At 74.0% G+C, this 20,443-nt stretch carries 16 protein-coding genes and 1 pseudogene; 11 read left to right on the forward strand and 6 right to left on the reverse strand.

The features are described from left to right. The first annotated feature begins 134 nt into the window (after positions 1 to 134). Positions 135 to 1,545, forward strand: a pseudogene (locus tag ABZ135_RS01005) (Gfo/Idh/MocA family oxidoreductase). Positions 1,546 to 1,614: 69 nt separating this feature from the next. Here the strand turns inward: ABZ135_RS01005 and ABZ135_RS01010 are convergent. Then, a complete protein-coding gene (locus ABZ135_RS01010) occupies positions 1,615 to 3,222 on the reverse strand; it encodes a peptide-N4-asparagine amidase (protein WP_356690434.1) in 1,608 nt (535 codons plus the stop codon). A gap of 218 nt (positions 3,223 to 3,440) precedes the next feature. Between ABZ135_RS01010 and ABZ135_RS01015 the strand changes: the two genes are divergently transcribed. Beyond that, the gene (locus ABZ135_RS01015) at positions 3,441 to 5,285 is read left to right on the forward strand and encodes an ABC transporter ATP-binding protein (RefSeq protein ID WP_356690633.1); all 1,845 of its coding nucleotides are present in this window, start codon (positions 3,441 to 3,443) and stop codon (positions 5,283 to 5,285) included. Then, positions 5,282 to 7,063 (forward strand): ABC transporter ATP-binding protein, encoded by a 1,782-nt coding sequence (locus ABZ135_RS01020; protein WP_356690436.1) that lies wholly within the window; start codon positions 5,282 to 5,284, stop codon positions 7,061 to 7,063. Before ABZ135_RS01015 ends, ABZ135_RS01020 begins: the two co-directional genes overlap by 4 nt. A gap of 35 nt (positions 7,064 to 7,098) precedes the next feature. On the opposite strand, the gene ABZ135_RS01025 is transcribed toward ABZ135_RS01020, so the two are convergent. Together ABZ135_RS01025 and ABZ135_RS01030 are read right to left on the reverse strand one after the other, a co-directional pair. Next, positions 7,099 to 7,533 (reverse strand): nucleoside deaminase, encoded by a 435-nt coding sequence (locus ABZ135_RS01025; RefSeq protein ID WP_356690438.1) that lies wholly within the window; start codon positions 7,531 to 7,533, stop codon positions 7,099 to 7,101. Further along, a complete protein-coding gene (locus ABZ135_RS01030) occupies positions 7,530 to 8,342 on the reverse strand; it encodes an LLM class flavin-dependent oxidoreductase (protein WP_356690440.1) in 813 nt (270 codons plus the stop codon). The genes ABZ135_RS01025 and ABZ135_RS01030 overlap by 4 nt, the downstream gene beginning before the upstream one ends. A gap of 93 nt (positions 8,343 to 8,435) precedes the next feature. On the opposite strand from ABZ135_RS01030, the gene ABZ135_RS01035 reads away from it, so the two are divergent. After that, entirely contained in the window at positions 8,436 to 8,900 is a 465-nt protein-coding gene (locus tag ABZ135_RS01035; protein WP_356690442.1) for an Lrp/AsnC family transcriptional regulator, read from the forward strand. A gap of 82 nt (positions 8,901 to 8,982) precedes the next feature. Here the strand turns inward: ABZ135_RS01035 and ABZ135_RS01040 are convergent, their stop codons facing one another. Beyond that, positions 8,983 to 9,774, reverse strand: a complete 792-nt coding sequence (locus ABZ135_RS01040; RefSeq protein ID WP_356690444.1) for a metal-dependent hydrolase — start codon at positions 9,772 to 9,774, stop codon at positions 8,983 to 8,985. A 94-nt stretch (positions 9,775 to 9,868) separates the two neighbouring features. Here ABZ135_RS01040 and ABZ135_RS01045 point away from each other — a divergent pair, with 94 nt between their 5' ends. Both ABZ135_RS01045 and ABZ135_RS01050 read left to right on the forward strand, forming a co-directional pair. Next, entirely contained in the window at positions 9,869 to 12,442 is a 2,574-nt protein-coding gene (locus tag ABZ135_RS01045) for a DUF3516 domain-containing protein (protein WP_356690446.1), read from the forward strand. 12 nt (positions 12,443 to 12,454) lie between these two features. Further along, positions 12,455 to 13,318 (forward strand): acyl-CoA thioesterase II, encoded by an 864-nt coding sequence (locus ABZ135_RS01050; protein WP_356690448.1) that lies wholly within the window; start codon positions 12,455 to 12,457, stop codon positions 13,316 to 13,318. 28 nt (positions 13,319 to 13,346) lie between these two features. Here the strand turns inward: ABZ135_RS01050 and ABZ135_RS01055 are convergent, their stop codons facing one another. Next, positions 13,347 to 13,565 carry a DUF6011 domain-containing protein gene (locus ABZ135_RS01055; protein ID WP_356690450.1) on the reverse strand — a complete coding sequence of 73 codons (219 nt, stop codon included), beginning with the start codon at positions 13,563 to 13,565 and terminating at the stop codon, positions 13,347 to 13,349. 36 nt (positions 13,566 to 13,601) lie between these two features. Here ABZ135_RS01055 and ABZ135_RS01060 point away from each other — a divergent pair, with 36 nt between their 5' ends. The 5 genes from ABZ135_RS01060 (at position 13,602) to ABZ135_RS01080 (ending at position 18,943) form a co-directional block, all read left to right on the forward strand. Continuing rightward, positions 13,602 to 14,084 (forward strand): glutathione peroxidase, encoded by a 483-nt coding sequence (locus ABZ135_RS01060; protein ID WP_356690452.1) that lies wholly within the window; start codon positions 13,602 to 13,604, stop codon positions 14,082 to 14,084. Continuing rightward, positions 14,077 to 14,847 (forward strand): putative protein N(5)-glutamine methyltransferase, encoded by a 771-nt coding sequence (locus tag ABZ135_RS01065; protein WP_356690453.1) that lies wholly within the window; start codon positions 14,077 to 14,079, stop codon positions 14,845 to 14,847. Before ABZ135_RS01060 ends, ABZ135_RS01065 begins: the two co-directional genes overlap by 8 nt. A 224-nt stretch (positions 14,848 to 15,071) precedes the next feature. Then, the gene (locus tag ABZ135_RS01070; RefSeq protein ID WP_356690454.1) at positions 15,072 to 15,743 is read left to right on the forward strand and encodes a response regulator transcription factor; all 672 of its coding nucleotides are present in this window, start codon (positions 15,072 to 15,074) and stop codon (positions 15,741 to 15,743) included. Beyond that, on the forward strand, positions 15,740 to 17,029 hold the full coding sequence (locus tag ABZ135_RS01075) for a HAMP domain-containing sensor histidine kinase (RefSeq protein WP_356690456.1): 1,290 nt from the start codon (positions 15,740 to 15,742) through the stop codon (positions 17,027 to 17,029). The genes ABZ135_RS01070 and ABZ135_RS01075 overlap by 4 nt, the downstream gene beginning before the upstream one ends. 216 nt (positions 17,030 to 17,245) lie before the next feature. Next, complete coding sequence (locus ABZ135_RS01080; RefSeq protein WP_356690458.1) at positions 17,246 to 18,943, forward strand: alpha/beta hydrolase; 1,698 nt, start codon at positions 17,246 to 17,248, stop codon at positions 18,941 to 18,943. Positions 18,944 to 18,953: 10 nt separating this feature from the next. Here ABZ135_RS01080 and ABZ135_RS01085 read toward each other — a convergent pair whose 3' ends face one another. Then, positions 18,954 to 20,303 carry a cytochrome P450 gene (locus ABZ135_RS01085; RefSeq protein WP_356690460.1) on the reverse strand — a complete coding sequence of 450 codons (1,350 nt, stop codon included), beginning with the start codon at positions 20,301 to 20,303 and terminating at the stop codon, positions 18,954 to 18,956. Positions 20,304 to 20,443 lie beyond the last annotated feature (140 nt).

The following is a 20,443-nucleotide window of genomic DNA, read 5'->3' on the forward strand; positions in this document are numbered from 1 at the left end:
TAACCGGAGGAGAAGAGTCCAACCACCCCTGCGCACAAGTCCAAACGGCGCCCTTGCACATCAGGAGCAACAGCGGCCAAGGTCCTGTTCGGGATTCATGAACCCACCCTGCACGCACCGCAATCGGAGGTTCGATGAACGACAGCACTCCCCCGCGCCCCAGCCGCCGCTCCGTGCTCAGAACCACCGGTGCGGCCGGCGCGGGACTCGGGCTCGGTGCCCTGGGTACGGGCTCCGCCGAGGCGGCGGCACCGGCCGGGGCGCCCGCGTCCGAGGAGACCCTCGCGACCCCGCCCCGCCGGGGCGCGACCATGGCCGGTGTCCCGTTCGAGGGCCGCTCCACCGTCCGGGTCGCCCTGGTCGGTCTCGGCAACCGCGGCGCCGGCATGCTCGGCCTCTATCTCGCCCTGCCCGGCGTCCGGGTGGTCGCCGTCTGCGACCCGGTGAAGGAGAAGGCCGAGCGGGCCGCCGCCCAGGTCGTCGCCGCGGGTCAGCCCTCCCCCGCCGTGTACGCGAGCGGCCCCGAGGACTATCTGCGGCTGTACGAGCGCACGGACGTCGACTTCGTCCACGTGGCCACGCCCTGGGACCTCCACTTCGAGCAGGCGAAGCAGGCGATGCTGCACGGCAAGCACGTCGGCGTCGAGTGTCCGGTCGCGATGCGTCTGGACCACCTCTGGGAGCTCGTCGACGTGTCCGAGCAGACCCGGCGGCACTGCATGCAACTGGAGAACTGCTGTTACGGGCGCAACGAGATGCGGGTGCTGCGCATGGCGCACGCCGGGAAGTTCGGTGAACTCCTGCACGGCGCCGGGGCGTACAACCACGACCTGCGGGAGCTGATGTTCTCGCCGACGTACTACGAGGGCCCGTGGCGCCGGCTCTGGCACACCAGGCTGCGCGGCGACCTCTACCCGAACCACGGCTTCGGTCCGGTCGCCAACTACATGGACGTGAACCGGGGACCGGGCCGTCAGCATCGCCAGCCTCGGTACGCCCGCGCTGGGCCTGGCCGAGTACCGGGCGGCCCACATGCCGAAGAACGACCCGAGCTGGAAGGAGTCGTACATCGAGAGCGACCGGACGATCAGTCTGGTCAAGACGGCCAAGGGGCGGGTGATCCGGCTGGAGCACGACGTGTCCACCCCGCACCCGTACAGCCGGATCAACAGCCTGGGCGGCACCAAGGGCGTCTTCGAGGACTATCCGGCCCGGATCTATCTGGAGCCGGACCACAAGGGCCACCAGTGGGGCGACTTCGGCGCGTACGCGGGCGAGTTCGACCACTGGCTGTGGAAGGAGCACGCCAACCCGCCCGGCGGGCACGGCGGCATGGACTACATCATGGTGTTCCGGCTGACGCAGTGCATGCGGCTGGGGCTCGTCCCGGACTTCGACGTGTACGACGCGGCGACCTGGACCGCTCCCGTGCCGCTGAGCCACGCCTCCATCAAGGCGGGCGGCGCCCCGCAGCCCATCCCCGACTTCACGCGCGGCGAGTGGCGCAGGGCCCGCTCGGGGGTGGACTCGGCCAGACCCGCCTGAGCCGCCGAGCCCGAGACCCCGGTCCGCAGGGTGTCCGGGCCCCCGCGCGGGGCCCGGACATCACGGCTTTCAGCAGCGCCGCAGGTCCTCGACCAGGGTGCCCTGGACGATCTTCAGGGAACGGTCGTAGCAGCCGCCGGAGCCGTGACTGCGGTAGCGCTCGGAGCTGGTGCCGACCGCGTGGCGCTGGTCGCGCGGGACGCCGGTGGTGTAGGTGGCGTCACCGCGGTAGGTGTCGTCGAGGACGGACCACGACAGGGTGCGGCCGCCCCGTACGACGCTGGTGCGGGCCCGGTCGCCGAGGGTGAGCACGGTCCGCAGCCGGTCGCCGGCGCCGACGGTGGTCTCGCCGTCCATGGTGTACGTGCGGTGGGTGCGGGTGGTGGTCCGGCCGGTGGTGACCGTCTCGTCGTCGGTCCAGGCCGCGGTGAGCGCGTCCGGGTTCTCGCCCTCGCCCCAGCGGTGCGTGGAGCGGTGGTCGAGCACGCGGGTGACGGTGGTGTCGACGCGCCCGTGCGAGGTGTTCAGATGGCCGGCGACGGTCAGCCGGTGACCGCCCTCGGTGTCCAGCCGGTGGGGCGAACCGGCGGTGTACGACGAGGAGTTGCGCGGCGCCGACTCCTCGTGCCGGTCGAGGCCGCCGGTGACCACGGCGCGGCCCTCGTCCTGCCAGAGCAGGATGTTGGTGGGGGTGCTCCAGCCGGTCTGCCCGGCGGGCACGCCGGCGACGCTCACCTCGACGCGGTGCGGCCGCCCGTCGTTGAGGAGCGCGGCGAAGGGGGTGAGGTCGTAGACGATCGGCTGGACGTCGAAGGCGCGCGGCGCGGGGGTGACGTACCAGAGGAAGGGGTTGGACCAGCCGCCGGTCCAGACGGTCGGGAAGGGTGCGGCGATGCCGGCGAGCCGTCCGTCGACGGAGATCCGCACCTCGCGGTACGGGCCTTCGCCGGCCTTGCAGGAGTAGGGGGCCGCGTCGGGGACGGTGAGGTACCAGTACTCCTCGCAGCCGCCGCCCGAGCCGGTGGCGTACACCTCGGCGAGGAGGCGTTCGGTGTTGCGCGGGGTGGTCAGGGTGCCGGTGGTGAGCGGGAGGACCCGGTCGGGGGTGCCGGCCGCGGGTTTCACCCGGCCCTGCGCCGTGTGGAAGGTGAGGGTGACGCGGACGTCGATGACACCGGTGTAGGTCTCGTTCACGACGTTGCCGATGAGCATCTCGACCGGCTGGGGGCGGCTGAGGACGTCGCGGTAGGCGGTGACGTCCTTCTCGACGGACCAGGCGATGCCGTCGGGCGAGGGCTGGGGCGTGGAGGTGCGGAAGATCTCGACGCCGCCGAGGCTGAGGTGGCCGAGCCGGTCGTACTGACGGCCCTTCACCGTGCCGTCCAGGCGCAGCACCACCTTGTTCCAGCGGCCGTCGCCGCACTCCTCGGGCGGGGTGTAGCTGCCGCGGTACGGGGTGAAATCCCGGAACTGCTCCTCGGCGAGGGTCACTTCGCAGGTCCGGGTGCCCGGGGTGGTGATCGGGGGTGCGGCGGTGAGCGGGTCGTGCCAGTCGGTGGTGAACTCGGCCGGCGGGGTGGCCGGGGTCTCGTCCGCATGGGCCGCGGGGGCGGCGAGCAGGAGTCCGGCGGCCAGGGTGAGGCCGCTGATCATGCTCATGATCTTCCGTTGTCTCATGGGTCGTGAGTGAAGCGCGCTCCCGCGGGCGCGGTCCAGAGGGCGGGGGGCCGGCTTGGCCCGAAGTGCTCGGAGTTGCCGGAAAATCGTTTGCCGACGGAGGTCCGGCGGAGCGAGCCTTGACCGGTCCGGGCCGAGCAGGGACAGATTTCACGCGAGACATCACAGGACCGGCCGTGCCCGTCGTCAGGGCGCCGGCCGACAGCGCTTGGGGCGCCATGCAGATTCGTGACCTTCCGTACGCCGACCCGGGGGAACCCGACGTCCGTTCGGGCTCCCGGTTCCTCCTCTGGCTCGGCCGGCGCCAGCTCGGCGGGCAGGTGCGCTGCCTGCTGTGGGGCCTGCTGCTGCACCTGGGCATCGCCGGGCTGCCGCTGGGCGTCGGCCTCGCCGTACAGGCCGTCGTGGACCGCGACGGGGGCCGGCTCGGTCTCGGCATCGGTCTGCTCGTCGCCTTCGGTCTGGCCATCGCGGCCGGCGACACCATGGTGCACCGGGTGGCCGTCACCAACTGGATCACGGCCGCCGCCCGGGTGCAGCAACTGCTGTCGCGCAAGACCGCCGAGCTCGGCTCCGTGCTGACCCGGCGGGTCGCCGCGGGCGAGGTCGTCGCCGTCTCGACCGGTGACGTGGAGAAGATCGGCTGGTTCGTGGAGGCGGTCTCCCGTTTCGCCTCGGCCGCCGTCGCCCTCGTCCTCGTCTGCGTCGGGCTCGTGCTCTACCAGCCCGACCTGGGCCCGGTCGTCGCGCTGGCCGTCCCCGTCCTCGCCCTCGCCGCGCTGCCGCTGCTGCCCCGCGCCACCCGCCGGGCCGACGAGCAGCGCGAGAAGGCCGGCCGGGCCACCGAACTGGCCTCCGACACCGTCGCCGGGCTGCGCGTCCTGCGCGGCATCGGCGGCGAGGAGCTGTTCCTCGGCCGCTACCGGGCCGCCTCCCAGGAGGTCCGCCGCGCGGCCGTCCGCAGCGCCCGGATGTGGGCGCTGATCGCGGCGATCCAGGTGCTGCTGCCGGGCCTGCTGCTCCTCGGCGTCGTCGTGTACGGGGCGCGGCTGGCGCTCGACGGGCGGATCACGGTCGGCGAACTGGTCACGGTCTACGGGGCGGTGGCGCTCACCCACCATCCGCTGCGCGCCTTCGAGGAGATCGCGATGGCGTACTCCTTCTCGCGGCCCTCCGCGAAGCGCACCGCGCGGGTGCTCGCCCTGGCCCGGACGACGACGCCGGCGGACGGCGCCGCGCGGGAGGTGCCGCCGGGCGGTGACCTCTACGACCCGGTGACCGGGGTGCTCGCCCCGGCCGGGCGCTTCACGGCCGTGGTGTGCGGCGACCCGGACGCGGCCGGGCGGCTCGCGGACCGGCTCGGCGGCCATCCCGCCGACCCGGGCGAGGAGCACTCCTCGGTGCTGCTCGGCGGTGTCCCGCTCGACGAGCTGCCGCTCGACACCGCCCGTACCGCCGTGCTCGTACAGGACAAGGACCCGGTACTGCTGTCGGGCACCCTGGCGGAGCTGCTCGACGTGCCGTCCTCCGGCGGGGTCACGGCGGCCGGGGCGCTGGAGGCGGCCCGGTGCGGGGACGTGCTCGACGCCCTCGCCCAGGCGTCCGTGGACACCGGCGGCGATCCGATGCGGACCCGGATCACCGAGCGGGGCCGGTCGCTCTCCGGCGGCCAGCGCCAGCGGCTCGCCCTGGCCCGCTCCCTGGTGACCGACCCGGAGGTCCTCGTCCTCGACGAGCCGACCTCGGCGGTGGACTCGCACACCGAGGCCCGGGTGGCGGCCGGCGTCAAGCGGCTGCGGGCCGGGCGGACGACGGTGGTGCTGGCCTCCTCGCCGCTGTTGCTCGACCTGGCCGACCGGGTCGTCCTCGTCGACGGCGGTGCGGCGGTCGCGGTCGGCACCCATCGCGAGCTGCTCGCCCGTGAGCCCCGCTACCGGGCGGTCGTCACCCGCGAGACCGACGAGGAGCTCGCGCGCGGGAACGCCGGGCGGGCGCGGCCCGGCGACGGGTCCGACGAGCTGGACGAAGAGTGGCAGGGCGAACTGGAAGGGGAATCGGCATGATCGGCCTGGCACCGCCCGCCCACGACCCGGCCGCCCCGCGGTCGGCGACGACCCTGCCGGTCGGCACCCCGGCGACGGTCCGGGCGTACGTCCGCGGGCTGCTGCGCCGCCACCGGGGCGCGTTCGCGGCGCTCGTCGTCGTCAACGGCGTCGCCGTGACCGCCTCGATGGCCGGTCCCTACCTCCTCGGCTCGCTCGTCGACGACCTCACGGCGGGCGTCCGGGAGCTCCATCCGGGGCGCACGGCCGCCCTGTTCGTCGTCGCGCTCCTGGTGCAGACGGTGTTCGTCCGGCTGGTACGGCTGCGCGGCGCGGTCCTCGGCGAGGAGATGCTGGCCGATCTGCGCGAGGACTTCCTGGTGCGCTCGGTGCGCCTGCCGCCGGGCGTCCTGGAGCGGGCCGGGACGGGCGATCTGCTCTCGCGGATCACCACGGACGTCGACCGGCTGGCCAACGCCATGCGCGAGGCGGTGCCGCAGCTCGTCATCGGCGTGGTGTGGGCGGCGCTGCTCGTCGGCGGCATCGCGGTGGTGGCGCCGCCGCTGGCGCTCGCGCTGCTGCTCGCCGCGCCGCTGCTGATCGCGGGCTGCCGCTGGTACTTCCGGCGGGCGCCCTCGGCGTACCGCTCGGAGGCGGCGGGGTACGCGGCGGTGGCCGCCGCCCTCGCCGAGACGGTGGACGCGGGCCGCACGGTCGAGGCGCACCGCCTCGGCCCGCGCCGGATCGAGCTGTCGGACCGGCGGATCGCCGATTGGACCGCGTGGGAGCGATACACCCTCTTCCTGCGCTCGGTGCTGTTCCCGGTGATCACCCTCACCCACACCGTCGTGATCGCCTCCGTGCTGCTGGTCGGTGGGGCCTTCGTGTTCCAGGGCTGGATGGACGTGGGTGAACTGACCACGGGCGCGCTGCTCGCCCAGATGCTGGTCGACCCCATCGGGATCGTCCTGCGCTGGTACGACGAGCTCCAGGTGGCCCAGGTGTCGCTGGGCCGGCTCGTCGGCGTGCGGGACATCGAGCCCGGGGCCGGTGATCCGGACGTGCGGCCCGAGGGGCGGGCGGTGCGGGCCGACGAGGTGCGCTTCGGCTACCGGGAGGGCGTCGACGTGCTGCACCGGGTGTCGCTGGACGTGGCCCCGGGCACCCGGATCGCGCTGGTCGGGCCGTCCGGCGCCGGGAAGTCGACGCTGGGCCGGCTGCTCGCCGGCATCTACGCCCCGCGTTCCGGGACCGTCACCCTCGGTGCGGCGGAGCTGGCCCGGATGCCGGCCGAGCGGGTGCGCGAGCACGTCGCCCTGGTCAACCAGGAACACCATGTCTTCGTCGGCTCGCTCCGCGACAACCTGCTGCTCGCCCGGGCGGGCGCCGGGGACGCCGAGCTGTGGGCGGCCCTGGAGGCCGTCGACGCCGACACCTGGGCGCGCGCCCTGGCCGAGGGCCTGGACAGCGAGGTCGGCTCGGGCGGACTGGCCCTGACCCCGGCGCAGGCCCAGCAGATCGCGCTGGCCCGGCTCGTCCTTGCCGACCCGCACACCCTGGTCCTCGACGAGGCCACCTCGCTCCTGGACCCGCGCGCGGCCCGCCATCTGGAGCGTTCCCTGGCCCGCGTCCTGGACGGCCGCACGGTGATCGCCATCGCCCACCGCCTGCACACGGCCCATGACGCCGACCTGATCGCGGTGGTCGAGGACGGCCGGATCGGCGAGCTGGGCAGCCACGACGAGCTGGTGGCGGCGGACGGGGCGTACGCGGCGCTGTGGCGCTCCTGGCACGGGTAGCGAGGACGGGGCGGCAGCGGCCCGCCCGCGCCGGTTCAGGCCCGGTAGTAGGACTCGATCGGTGCGCGGGCCGCGTCGAACAGGGCCGGGCCGTCCTGCCGTACCGTGGGCCAGGCTCCCGACCCGGGGTTGAGGGCGACGAGTTGAGCGGTGGACAGCGCGTGGACGACGCGGCCGAGACCGGAACGGACGAGGGCGCCGGCGCACATGCCGCAGGGCTCACAGCTCGTGTACATCGTGGTGTCCGCGGCCGTGTCGGGGTCGAGTTCGCGGGCCGCCCACCGGGCCAGCTTCAGTTCGGGGTGGGCGGTGATGTCGTCGTCGCGCCGGACGGTGTTGTGGGCCTCGGCGAGGACGGTGCCGTCGGGCCCGGCCAGCAGGGAGCCGTAGGGCGCGTCGCCCAGGGTGACGGCGTGCGCGGCGATCTCGATCGCGCGGCGCAGCAGCCTCTCGTCGGCGGGGGTGATCACGGTGCTGTCCTCCGGTGGTCGGCCAGGGCGGTGAGAGTCCGCCAGGCATGCTCGGGTCTGCGGGTCTCGTCCGGGTCGCCGTGGTACGGGTCGAGTACGACGGTGTGGGCGCCGAGCCCCTCGAGCCGGTCGAGGTCGTCCAGGATCTGTTCGAGGGTGCCGACGCCGGCGGGGCGGTCGGGTGCGTCGACCGGTGTGCCGGTCCGCCGCAGGGCGATGCGGGGCGCGAAGCCGGGCAGCTCGTACCGGGTCACGACCGAGCGCATCCAGTCGAGCGTGCCCCGCAGCGGGTGCCAGGCGTCGCCGAAGCGGACGGCGCGGCGGATGCCCGCCTCGCTGTTGCCCCCCACCCAGATCGGCACGGCGCCCGCCCCGGCGTCCGTCCGCCATGCCCGGCGCAGGGCGCACAGGGCGTCGTCGGTGAGGCGGCCTCGCGCGGAGAAGGGCACGTCGAGCGCCTCGAACTCCTGGCGCGCCCAGCCGACGCCCACCCCGAGCACCAGCCGGCCGCCGCTGAGCCGGTCGAGAGTGGCGGCCGTCCGTGCCACGAGCAGCGGATGCCGGTACGGCAGTACCACTACGGTGCTGCCGAGCCGTATACGCGTGGTGAGGCCGGCGAGCCAGGAGAGCGTGGTGAACGCTTCGTGGAACGGCTCCGGGTACCGCTCGGCGACGTCGGGGGTGACGGCCACGTGGTCCGACACCATGAGCAGGTCGTAGCCGAGCGCCTCCACCGTGAGGGCCCAGTCGCGCAGGACGCCGGGGTCCGTCCCGGGGCCGAAGTTCGGTACGTTCACGCCGATTCGCATGACCGGAGGCTATCCCCGTGATCAGTGCCGATTGAAGAGGATCTTCCCTGCGATAAGGGCTGATCGCCGCGACTTTCCCGGTAGTGTCGGCGCATGACCGTGAATCTCGACGCCGTGGACTGGGCGATCATCGAGCAACTGCAGCAGGAGGCCCGGATCTCGATCAGCGAGCTGGGGCGGCGGGTGAGTCTCAGCCCGTCGGCGACCACCGAGCGGGTGCGCCAGTTGGAGGCGGCGGGCGTCATCAGCGGCTATCACGCCGTGGTCGACCTGACGAAGGTCGGCTATCCGGTGCTCGCCCTCGTCCGGCTCAAGTACCCGGGCAACCGGCACGAGCCGCTGCGGCGCCTGCTCGCCGAGCGCAGGGAGATCTTGGAGTGCCTGCGTACCACGGGCGACGACTGCTACACCCTGAAGGTGGCCGCGACGTCCATGGAGCACCTGGAGACGCTCATGGACGAGCTGGCGGGCTTCGGCAGCACGACGACGAGCGTCGTCTACCGGCAGACCCTGCCGTCGCGCGGACCGGGCCGGCCCGGATCCGCCCCCGGCCGGTAGCCGGGAGGCGGGCGCCGGTCCGACGCTCGGCACGGGTGGGCCGCCCGGCTGCCGGGTGCTGGATCCCGGCCCGGTAGCGGGCCTACAGAAAGCCGAGCGCCGAGGCCCCGCCGACGCCGCCGAGGAGCATGAAGGCCGGCATGAGGACCTTCAGCTCGACCCAGCTTCCGGCGCGGAAGCGCAGGCCCTTGGGCGGGCCGACCGGGTACCAGCGCTTGCGGCCCACCGGGATGGGCCAGAGGATCGGGCAGCCGGAGACCGTCAGGGCGTCGCCGATGTCGTGGACGAGGGCGCCGAGGACGACGGGGAGACCGAGCCACAGGTACTCCTGGCCGGGGCCGGTGAAGAGCCAGTCCGACCCGTTGCCCGGCTGGTCGAGGACGCCCGCGAGGATCCAGGCGCTGGTCGCGCCGAGCAGCCAGACCAGGACGTCGCTGGACATCCGCGCGGCCCGCCACAGCAGGCCCTCGACCGCGAGGACCAGGTGGACGAAGAGGATCGCCAGGACCGCCCAGCGGCCGCCGGTGACCGCGGCCACCGAGCAGCCGGCCCCGATCAGGACCGCCCACACCCAGGTGTGGGTGAGGGTGCGGTGGCCGCCGGACCTGCGCGGGTCGGCGGCGGAGCGGGTGGCCTTGTAGACGGCGTACGACAGTGTGTCGACGATCCCGCACAGGCCCCGCGAGATCGGGCCGAAGGCGCGCGAGATCGTCGCCGACCTGTGGTCGAGGTCGGGCGCGAGGGCGGCCCCCGCGCACAGGAGCGCGCCGACGACCAGAACCGGCCAGGGCATCGGGCGGTCGAGCGCCGCCGCGGCCGCCCCCACCCCGAGCCAGGCCGCCGCTCCCGACAGCGAGTGCGCCGGTCCCATCATGGTCGTTCCGCCCCGTTCCTCGCGCGCCGGCGTCCAGTTGACGGCCGGTCGGCCGACCGGCCCGGCGCCGGTCGACGGACCAGCCTATCCTTCCGTGATCTTGGTTCCGTCGGCCGGTTCCCTCCTCCGGGCGGAATCCAGGCAAGATGGGGGCGTGACCCTTATCGATCAGATGCCGCCGACCGCCGACCCCGACGCCCTCTTCGAGGCATTCTCCTCATGGGCCGAGGAGCGGGGCATCACGCTCTACCCGGCCCAGGAGGAGGCGCTGATCGAGGTGGTCTCCGGGGCCAATGTGATCCTCTCCACCCCGACCGGCTCCGGGAAGTCGCTGGTCGCCGCGGGGGCGCACTTCACGGCCCTGGCCAATGACCAGGTGACCTTCTACACCGCGCCGATCAAGGCGCTGGTGTCGGAGAAGTTCTTCGACCTGTGCAAGATCTTCGGCACCGAGAACGTCGGCATGCTCACCGGCGACGCCTCCGTGAACGCCGACGCGCCCGTCATCTGCTGCACCGCCGAGGTCCTCGCCTCGATCGCGCTGCGCGACGGCAAGGACGCCGACATCGGCCAGGTCGTCATGGACGAGTTCCACTTCTACGCGGAGCCGGACCGCGGCTGGGCCTGGCAGATCCCGCTCCTGGAACTCCCGCAGGCCCAGTTCGTCCTGATGTCGGCCACGCTCGGCGACGTGTCGATGTTCGAGAAGGACCTCACCCGGCGCACCGGCCGGCCGACGGCGGTGGTCCGCTCGGCGACCCGGCCCGTGCCGCTGTCGTACGAGTACCGGCTGACCCCGATCACCGACACCCTCACCGAACTCCTCCAGACCAAGCAGGCACCGGTCTACATCGTCCACTTCACGCAGGCGCAGGCGGTGGAGCGGGCGCAGTCGCTGATGAGCATCAACATGTGCTCGCGCGAGGAGAAGGACGCCATCGCCGAGATGATCGGCAACTTCCGGTTCACCACCAAGTTCGGCAAGAACCTCTCCCGCTACGTCCGGCACGGCATCGGCGTGCACCACGCCGGCATGCTGCCGAAGTACCGGCGGCTGGTGGAGAAGCTGGCGCAGGCCGGTCTGCTGAAGGTGATCTGCGGCACGGACACCCTCGGCGTCGGCGTCAACGTGCCCATCCGCACGGTGCTGTTCACGGCCCTGACCAAGTACGACGGCACCCGGGTGCGCACGCTGCGGGCCCGTGAGTTCCACCAGATCGCGGGCCGGGCGGGCCGGGCCGGCTTCGACACCGCCGGATTCGTGGTGGCCCAGGCGCCCGAGCACGTCATCGAGAACGAGAAGGCGCTCGCCAAGGCCGGTGACGACCCGAAGAAGCGCCGCAAGGTGGTCAGGAAGAAGGCCCCGGAGGGCTTCGTCGGCTGGACCGAGAACACCTTCGAGAAGCTGATCGCCTCCGAGCCGGAGCCGCTGACCTCCCGCTTCCGGGTCACCCACACCATGCTGCTCTCGGTGATCGCCCGCCCGGGCGACGCCTTCGAGGCGATGCGCAAGCTCCTGGAGGACAACCACGAGCCGCGCAAGGCGCAACTGCGGCACATCCGCCGGGCCATCGCGATCTACCGCTCGCTCCTCGACGGCGGCGTCGTGGAGCGGCTGGAGACGCCGGACGCCGAGGGCCGCACGATCCGCCTGACCGTCGACCTCCAGCAGGACTTCGCGCTCAACCAGCCGCTGTCGACGTTCGCGCTGGCCGCGTTCGACCTGCTCGACCCGGAATCCCCCTCGTACGCCCTGGACATGGTGTCGGTCGTCGAGTCGACCCTCGACGACCCGCGCCAGATCCTGGCCGCGCAGCAGAACAAGGCGCGCGGCGAGGCGGTCGGCGCGATGAAGGCCGACGGGGTCGAGTACGAGGAGCGCATGGAGCGGCTCCAGGAGATCTCGTACCCGAAGCCGCTCGAAGAGCTGCTCTGGCACGCGTACAACGTCTACCGCAAGTCCCACCCGTGGGTCGGCGACCACCCGGTGTCGCCGAAGTCCGTGATCCGCGACATGTACGAACGGGCGCTGTCCTTCACGGAGTTCACGTCCTTCTACGAGCTGGCGCGCACCGAGGGCATCGTGCTGCGCTATCTGGCGAGCGCGTACAAGACGCTGGACCACACGATCCCGGACGACCTGAAGACGGAGGACCTGGAGGACCTGATCGCCTGGCTGGGCGAGATGGTGCGGCAGGTCGACTCCTCGCTGCTCGACGAGTGGGAGCAGCTCGCCAACCCGGAGGTCGAGACCGCGGAGGAGGCCCAGGAGCGGGCCGACCAGGTCAAGCCGGTCACCGCGAACGCCCGTGCCTTCCGGGTGCTTGTGCGCAACGCGATGTTCCGCCGGGTGGAGCTGGCGGCGCTCGACCACGTGGACGAGCTGGGCGAGCTGGACGCGGAGTCCGGCTGGGACGCCGACGCGTGGGGCGAGGCGATGGACGCGTACTGGGACGAGTACGACGACCTGGGCACCGGCCCGGACGCGCGCGGCCCGAAGCTGCTCTCCATCGAGGAGGACCCGGCGCACGGCCTGTGGCGCGTCCGGCAGACCTTCGCCGACCCGAAGGGCGACCATGACTGGGGCATCAGCGCGGAGGTGGACCTGGCGGCCTCGGACGAGGAGGGCCGGGCGGTCGTGCGCGTGACGTCCGTGGGCACGTTGTAGAGGAGGACGAGGGTGACCAATCCCGCCGAGAGGCTCGTGGACCTGCTCGATCTGGAGCGGATCGAGGTGAACATCTTCCGCGGCCGCAGCCCGCAGGAGTCGCTGCAACGGGTCTTCGGCGGGCAGGTCGCCGGCCAGGCCCTGGTGGCGGCCGGCCGCACCGTGGACGACGACCGCCCGGTGCACTCGCTGCACGCCTACTTCCTGCGGCCCGGCCGCCCCGGCGTGCCGATCGTCTACCAGGTGGAGCGGGTGCGCGACGGGCGTTCCTTCACCACCCGGCGGGTCACGGCCGTCCAGGAGGGCCGGACGATCTTCAATCTGACGGCCTCCTTCCACCTCCCGGAGGCGGGCGCCTTCGAGCACCAGTTGCCGCCCCGGCACCTCACCGACCCGGAGAGCCTGCCGAACCTCGCGGACGAGATCCGCGACCACCTGGGCGCGCTGCCGGAGGCGCTGGAGCGGATGGCGCGCCGCCAGCCCTTCGACATCCGGTACGTGGACCGGCTGCGCTGGACGCAGGAGGAGGTCACGGACGCGGACCCACGCAGCGCCGTGTGGATGCGGGCCGTCGGGCCGCTGGGCGACGACCCGCTGGTGCACACCTGCGCGCTGACGTACGCCTCCGACATGACCCTGCTCGACGCGGTCCGCATCCCCATCGAGCCGCTGTGGGGCCCGCGGGGCTTCGACATGGCGTCCCTGGACCACGCGATGTGGTTCCACCGGCCGTTCCGCGCCGACGAGTGGTTCCTCTACGACCAGGAGTCGCCGATCGCGACGGGCGGCCGGGGCCTGGCGCGCGGCCGGATCTACGACCGCGAGGGCCGGCTGCTGGTGTCGGTGGTCCAGGAGGGCCTGTTCCGGAAGCTGTAGCGGCGGCCCGGCGCTCTCCCAGGCGGCTCTAGACGCCGGGGAGGGTGTCCTGCTCGACCTCGTGGCGGCGGGTGCGGATGTCCGGGCCCGGCGGGTGGAGCTTGGCGTCGCAGGCGGGGCCGAGGCCGGTGCGGCGGGACGCGGCACCGGTCAGCGGCCGGCCGCACAGCCGGCACCACACGCGGCGCGGCCCCTCCCCGGGCTCCGGGGCGGAATCGATCTCGATTGCCAGCGGTTCGTCTCCCATGCTGAGATCAAACCTCATTCCTACGAGGAGCTGCGCATGAGCCTGTACGAGATTCCGCTCACGACCCTCAGCGGCGAGCCGCTCTCGCTCGCCGACTTCCGCGACCGGGCCGTGCTGGTCGTGAACGTCGCCTCCCGGTGCGGTCTCACCCCGCAGTACGCCGGCCTGGAGCGGCTGCAGAAGGAGTACGGGGAGCGCGGCTTCACCGTGCTCGGCGTGCCGTGCAACCAGTTCGCGGGCCAGGAGCCGGGCAGCGCGGAGGAGATCGAGACCTTCTGCTCGACGACCTACGGCGTGACCTTCCCGCTCCTGGAGAAGACGGACGTGAACGGCGCCGGGCGGCATCCGCTGTACGCGGAGCTGACCCGGGTCGCGGACGCGGAGGGCGAGGCCGGGGACGTGCAGTGGAACTTCGAGAAGTTCCTCATCGGCCGCGACGGCGTCGTGACCCGTTTCCGCCCGCGCACCGAGCCGGACGCCCCGGAGATCGTGGCGGCGATCGAGGCCCAGCTTGTCTGAGCCCGAGGTCGTGGAGCGGCTGCGGGCCGCGGGCTGTGTCTTCGCGGAGGAGGAGGCGGAGCTGCTCGGCGCGGCGGCCGCGGGTCCCGCGGAGCTCGACGCCATGGTCGAGCGGCGGGCCGCGGGCCTGCCGCTCGAGCACGTCGTGGGCTGGGCGGAGTTCGCGGGGCTGCGGATCGAGGTCGACGGCGGGGTGTTCGTGCCGCGCCGGCGGACGGAGTTCCTGGTGCGCCGGGCCGTGTCGCTGGCCCGGCCGGGCGCCGTGTGCGTCGACCTGTGCTGCGGCTCCGGCGCGGCGGCCGCGGTGCTGCTCGACGCCGTCGAGGGCGCCGAGGTGCACGCGTCCGACATCGAACCGGCCGCGGTCCGCTGCGCCCGCCGCAACGTGGAGCCGCGCGGCGGCCTGGTCTACGAGGGCGACCTCTTCGCCCCGCTGCCGCGCGCGCTGCGCGGCCGGGTCGAGGTGCTGGTCGCCAACGTGCCGTACGTGCCGAGCGGCGACGTCCCGCTCCTGCCGCCCGAGGCCCGCGACCACGAGCCGCTGGTCGCCCTGGACGGCGGCTCGGACGGCCTGGACGTGCTGCGCCGGGTCGCGGCCGAGGCGGTCGACTGGCTGGCCCCCGGCGGTCACCTGCTGTCGGAGACCAGCGAGCGCCAGGCCGGGCAGGCCCTGGCGGCGGTCACGGCGCAGGGCCTGACCGCCCGGATCGTCGAGGACGAGGAGCTGTACGCGACGGTGATCGTGGCGACCCGCGGTTCCTGACCGGCCCGGCCGCGTTCCGCCGGCGGTTCCCGGGCATGCGCCGGGTGGTCCGCCGCGGCGGGAAACGCGGCGGGAGTCCCGTGCGGCAACCGACCGTCGCACCCCCTGCGGACCCGGCCCGTGGCCAGGCGTCACGGCCGGGGTCGTCGGCGCCCGGCCCGTGGCCCGGGGGGCGCGGCCCGGGGTCGCGGTCCGAGGCGACAGGGACCGCCTAGGGTGACGGGGTGCGTGTACTGCTCGTCGAGGACGACGAAAACCTCCGGTTCGGGGTGGCCGCCGCGTTGCGGGCCGCCGGGCTCGCCGTCGACGAGGCGGGCGATCTGCCGCAGGCGGACGAGGCGCTGTTCGTCACCGCGTACGACTGCGCCGTCTTCGACCGGATGCTGCCCTCCGGGGACGCCGCCGCCTACGTGGACGGGCTGCGGCGCACCGGCCGCGAGGTGCCGGTGCTGTTCCTGACCGCGCGGGACACGGTCGCGGACCGGGTGGAGGGTTTCGCGAGCGGCGGTGACGACTACCTGGTGAAGCCGTTCGCCGTGCCCGAGCTGGTCGCCCGGGTGCGCAGCCTGTGCCGCCGGGCCGCGGTGGTCCGCCCGCCCGTGCACCGCGTGGGCGACCTGGAGATCGACACCGCGCGCCGCCAGGTCCGCCGGGGCGGTGTGCTGCTGACGCTGACCGGCCGGGAGTTCGCGGTCCTGGAGGTCCTCGCGGCCCGGGCCGACCAGGCGGTCCCCCGGGCGGAGCTGATCGAGAGCTGCTGGGACGAGATGGCCGAGCCGCAGTCCAACGTCCTGGAGGTGCTGGTGTCCCAGCTCCGCCGCAAACTCGGCGAACCGCCGCTGATCCACACCGTGCGCGGGGTCGGCTACCGGCTCGCGCCCGGCGACGCCCGGTGAGCCTCCGCCGGCGTGCGACGCCCCTCACGCCGAGCGCGCGGGTGCTGCGGCTGCGCCGGCGGATCAGCCTGCTGTTCGCGCTCACCAGCGCCCTGGGGCTGATCACCATGGCCGTGCTCGCCGTGCGCAGCGACAGCGGTCGCTGGCGGGAGCAGCTCGACCACGCGATGGACGCCGACACGAGCTGGGCCCTCGGCCTCCTGGAGACCGACGCGGACGGCCGGCTCGACACGTCCGTACTGGCGGACACGATGAACATCGACTGCCCGCCGCTGACCGTGCTCCTGGTCGCCGGCCGGGGCCTGACCGTGCGGCACGCCCCGGCGAAACCGTGCCTGGCCGTGGACCGGGAGGTCGTCCTGGCGGCCGGCCGCGCGGCGGTGCGGGCCGAGGAGGGGCGGGGCTTCGACCGGCGGTCGACGAGCGGCGCGCCGGTACGGGTGTTCGCGATGCCCTTCTACGACGCCGAGGCGGCGGAGGACGAGGCTCCGCAGGGCGTGCTGGTGACCGTGGCCGACGCGACGGCGCAGCGGGACGACCACCGGCGCCTGGTGTGGCTGGTGACGGGCGGCTGCGCGCTGCTCGTGCTCCTGTCGGCCGGCGTCGGCCATGTCCTGTCGGGCCGGGCGGTCCGTCCGGCCCTGGTCGCGCTGGCCCAGCAGGAGGCGTTCCTCGCGGACGCCGCCCACGATCTGCGCACCCCGGCCGCCTCGCTGCGGACGCTCGCGGAGACGGCGCTGCGCGGCGAGACGGACAGCACGGACGTGCACCGGCGCACCCTGCGCCTGGCGGAGGGCATGGGCGAGCTGGTCGACGGTCTGCTCACCCGGGCCCGGCTGATGTCGGGCACGGTCGCCCCGGCGCGCCAGCCGCTGCGGCTCGACCAGCTCGTGGAGGCGGTGGTCGAGGAGGCTCCGACGGAGGGCCACCGGGTCCGGGTCGAGGCGGAGGACACGGTCGTGGTCGCCGATCCGGACCTGGTGCGCCGGGCCGTGGCCAATCTGCTGGGCAACGCCCTCACGCACGGCCGTGCGCCGGGCGGGCCGGCGGACGTGCTGGTCACGGTCGGCGGTGACGGGACGCTGACGGTCGAGGACGCGGGACCCGGACTGCCGCCGGAGGTCGCGGGCGCCCTGTTCGACCGCTTCCGCAGCGGTTCCGGCTCCACCGGCCTCGGTCTGTCCATCGCGTCCTGGGTCGCGCACGCCCACGGCGGCACGCTCACGGCGGAGCGCGGTACGCGCGGTGGCGCCCGCTTCGTGCTGCGCCTGCCGACGTCGGAGTGAGGCTCCGCGCGGGCTCCGGCAGGCCGCCGGACCGGCTCCGGGCAGGCTCCTGACGTGCGGGACCGGCTCAGGACCGGGCAGGCTGCGGACCGACTCGGGACCGGCTTGAGGACCGGCTCGGGACCGCGGCTCCGCCGGGCTCGCGGGCGGCCCTCAGGAAAACCTCAGCATGCGCGCGTGATCCTTCGGTGGACCGACCACCGAAGGAGTGTTCCCGTGATCCGCCCCGACGTCCGCCGCCGCCACCGCGCGGCCCTCCTCGTCGCCCTCGCCGTCCTCGGCACCACCTCCCTGGCCGCGTGCACCGCCGGGCCCGGCCCGGACCGCGGGCGGTCGGGGCCGGAAGCGGCGGCCGGCGCCGATCCGGCGGAGCGGCCCGAACTGCGGCGCTTCTACGGGCAGAAGCTGGCCTGGCGGGCGTGCGGCGAGCTGGAGTGCGCGTCGCTCACCGTGCCCATGGACTACTCCCGGCCCGGCGACGGCAGGACCTTCGTGCTGCCGGTGGCCAAGGCGGCCACCGCCACGGCCGGGCGCCGCGTCGGCGCCCTCCTCTACAACCCCGGCGGGCCGGGAGAGCGCGGCGTGCAGGCGCTCCGGGACGGCCTCGCGGAGGACCTCGGGCGCGGGGTGCGGGAGCGGTTCGACATCGTGGCGTTCGATCCGCGCGGCGTCGGCGAGAGCCGCCCGGCCCTGACCTGCCGTACGAAGGACGACGAGGAGGAGGGGCAGGAAGAGGAGGCGCCGGACGCGGCCGCCGCGCCGCTCTATCCCCGTACCGCGGCGGAGCGCGCCGCCGCCCTGGCCGAGGCGCGGACCACGGCCGAGGCGTGCGTCGAGGCCAGCGGGCCGCTGCTGCCGCACGTCGGGACGGACGACGCGGCGCGGGACCTGGACGTGCTGCGGGCGGCGCTCGGCGAGCGGAAGCTCACGTACGTGGGCTGGTCGTACGGGACGAGCCTGGGCACCTCGTACGCCGAGCAGTTCCCGCGCCGGGTGCGGGCGATGGTCCTGGACGGGGCGGTCGATCCGTCGCTCGACTGGCGGCAGCGCACGCTGAGCCAGTCCACGGGCTTCCGGAAGGCCGTCGACGCCTACGCGGACTCCTGCGCGGACACGGTCGGCGCGGGCTGTCCCGGGGCCACGCCCGAGGAGATACGGGCGCTGATCGACCGGCTCGTGCGGCGGGCCCAGCGCGAGCCGCTGCCGGTGGACGGCTCCGAGGACGGTCTCGACGCCGCCGGCGTGGTCTCGGCGCTCGCGCTGTCCATGTACACGCCGGAGGAGCAGTGGGAGGGCCTGTCCGAGGCGCTGCGGGCGGCGGACGGCGGGGACGGCACCGCCCTGGCGGCCCTGGCCGAGGAGACGGAGGAGCAGGAGCAGGAGGCGGAGGCCGGCGGAGGAGAGGAAGGCGAGGAGGGCGAGGGCGCCTCCGAGGAGCCGGCCGAGGCTGCCCGGCCCACCGCCCGGCCTTCCGAACCCGCCGAGCCCGACGTCCCCGCCGACAACTCCGAAGCGGCCCTGATCGCGGTGAACTGCCTCGACGTCCCGCACCCCCGTGACGAGCGGGCCTACTGGGACGCGCTCGCCCCCGCCCATCGCGCCGCCGGTGCGTACGGCACGACCGGGGTCACCGGCGAACTGGTCTGCAAGGACTGGCCGGCCGGCCGTCAGCGCCCCCACCGGGTGAACGCCGACGGCGTCCCCCCGGTCCTCGTCGTGGGCACGGCCGGCGATCCGGCCACGCCCTACGACGAGGCGGTGAGCCTGGCCCGGCAGTTCCCCGGCGGCATGCTGCTGTCCTTCGACGCGGCCGGCCACACCGGCTACGGCCGGAACGCCTGCGTCGACCGGAAGGTCGAGGACTATCTCGTCTCCTTGACGAAGGTCCGCCCCGGCACCACCTGTTCCGCCTGAGGTACGCCGGTCAGGTACGGGCCTTCAGCCGGCAGCGGGCCGGACCGAGGGCCTGGAGGGTGATTGCGGAACCCAGCGGGACCTCGGTGTCGATCGCCTCCAGCTCGTAGGACTGCAGGATCATCGCCAGGGCGATGCCCGACTCCAGCATCGAGAAGTGCTGGCCGATGCAGGCGCGGGGGCCGCCCCCGAAGGGGAACCAGGCGTAGCGGGGGCGCGCGGCCTCGGCCTCGGGCGTGAAGCGGTCGGGGTCGAAGCGCTCGGGGTCGTCCCAGTAGCGCGGGTGACGGTGGGTCACCCACGGGGAGACGATGACGTCCGCGCCGGCGGGGATCGTGTGGCCGCCGATCTCGGTGGCGGCGACGGCCCTGCGGCCGATGGCCGGGGCGGCCGGGAAGAGCCGCATGGCCTCCTTGAGGACCCGGGTGAGGTGGGGCAGCGCGTCGAGGTCGGCGGCGTCGGGCGTGCGGCCGGCGAGGACCCGGTCGAGCTCCTCGTGGGCGCGTTTCTGCTCCTCGGGGTGGCGGGCGAGGAGGTGCAGGGCGAAGCCCATGGAGGTGGCGGTGGTCTCGTGGCCGGCCAGCAGGAACACCAGGACCTGTTCGCGCAGTTCGGTCGCGTCGAAGCCGCCGTCCTCGTCGCTGCCGGCGGCGGCCAGGAGGGTGAGCAGGTCCTGCCCGGCGCCGTCGGTCCCGGCCGCGCGGCGCTCCGCGATGATCCGGTCGCAGACGGCGTACAGCTCCTCATGGGCGGCGGCGGCCCGCCGGTTGCCGGGGGTGGGCCAGTCGCGCGGGAGTTTGCGCGGCGCGAAGCCGCGGCTGGAGACGTAGGCGCCGAGCACCGGGAAGCAGCGCTCGACGATGCCGACGGCCTCCTCGACGTCGGTGCCGAAGAGGATGCGGGCGACGGCCCGCAGGGCGAGCCCCGTCATCTCGTGGACGACGTCGACGGTCTCCTCGGCCCGCTCGCGCCAGCCGTCGGTGAGCCGGGTGACCTCGGCGGCCACGGCGGCGGCGTAGGTGTCGACGCTGCGGCGGGTGAAGAGCGGCTGCACGAGCCGCCGCTGGCGCAGGTAGTCGCCGTCCTGGCTGGTGAGCAGCCCGTTGCCGAAGGACTCGCGGATCTCCTGGTAGAAGGCGTTGTCCTTGCGGAAGTTGGCGGCGTCGCCGGCCAGGACCTGCTGGGCGCCCTCGGCGGAGAACACGCAGTGGACGGTGCCCCGCATGCCGGGCGGGCCCGCGCTGATCCGGACGACGTCCCCGTGGTCGCGCCGGGCCCTCAGGAAGGTGCCGAGCGAGTCGTTCCTGAGGTCGAGCAGTGAGCCGAGCAGTGGGAGTCCCGTGAGTTCGGGTATCGCCATCGTGGTGTCCCCCTAGGAGCGTGTGGCCTCGCGATTCTGCCGCAGGAACCGACCCGCCGGTAGGCGGCGCGGCGGCCGCGCGTCAACCGTGCGGCGGCCTCGGTCCGGACGTTGTCAGTGGTGTCTGCGACGCTGCCTTC

The sequence above is a fragment of the Streptomyces sp. NPDC006339 genome, assembly GCF_040612775.1.
In the GTDB taxonomy this organism is placed as follows: domain Bacteria; phylum Actinomycetota; class Actinomycetes; order Streptomycetales; family Streptomycetaceae; genus Streptomyces.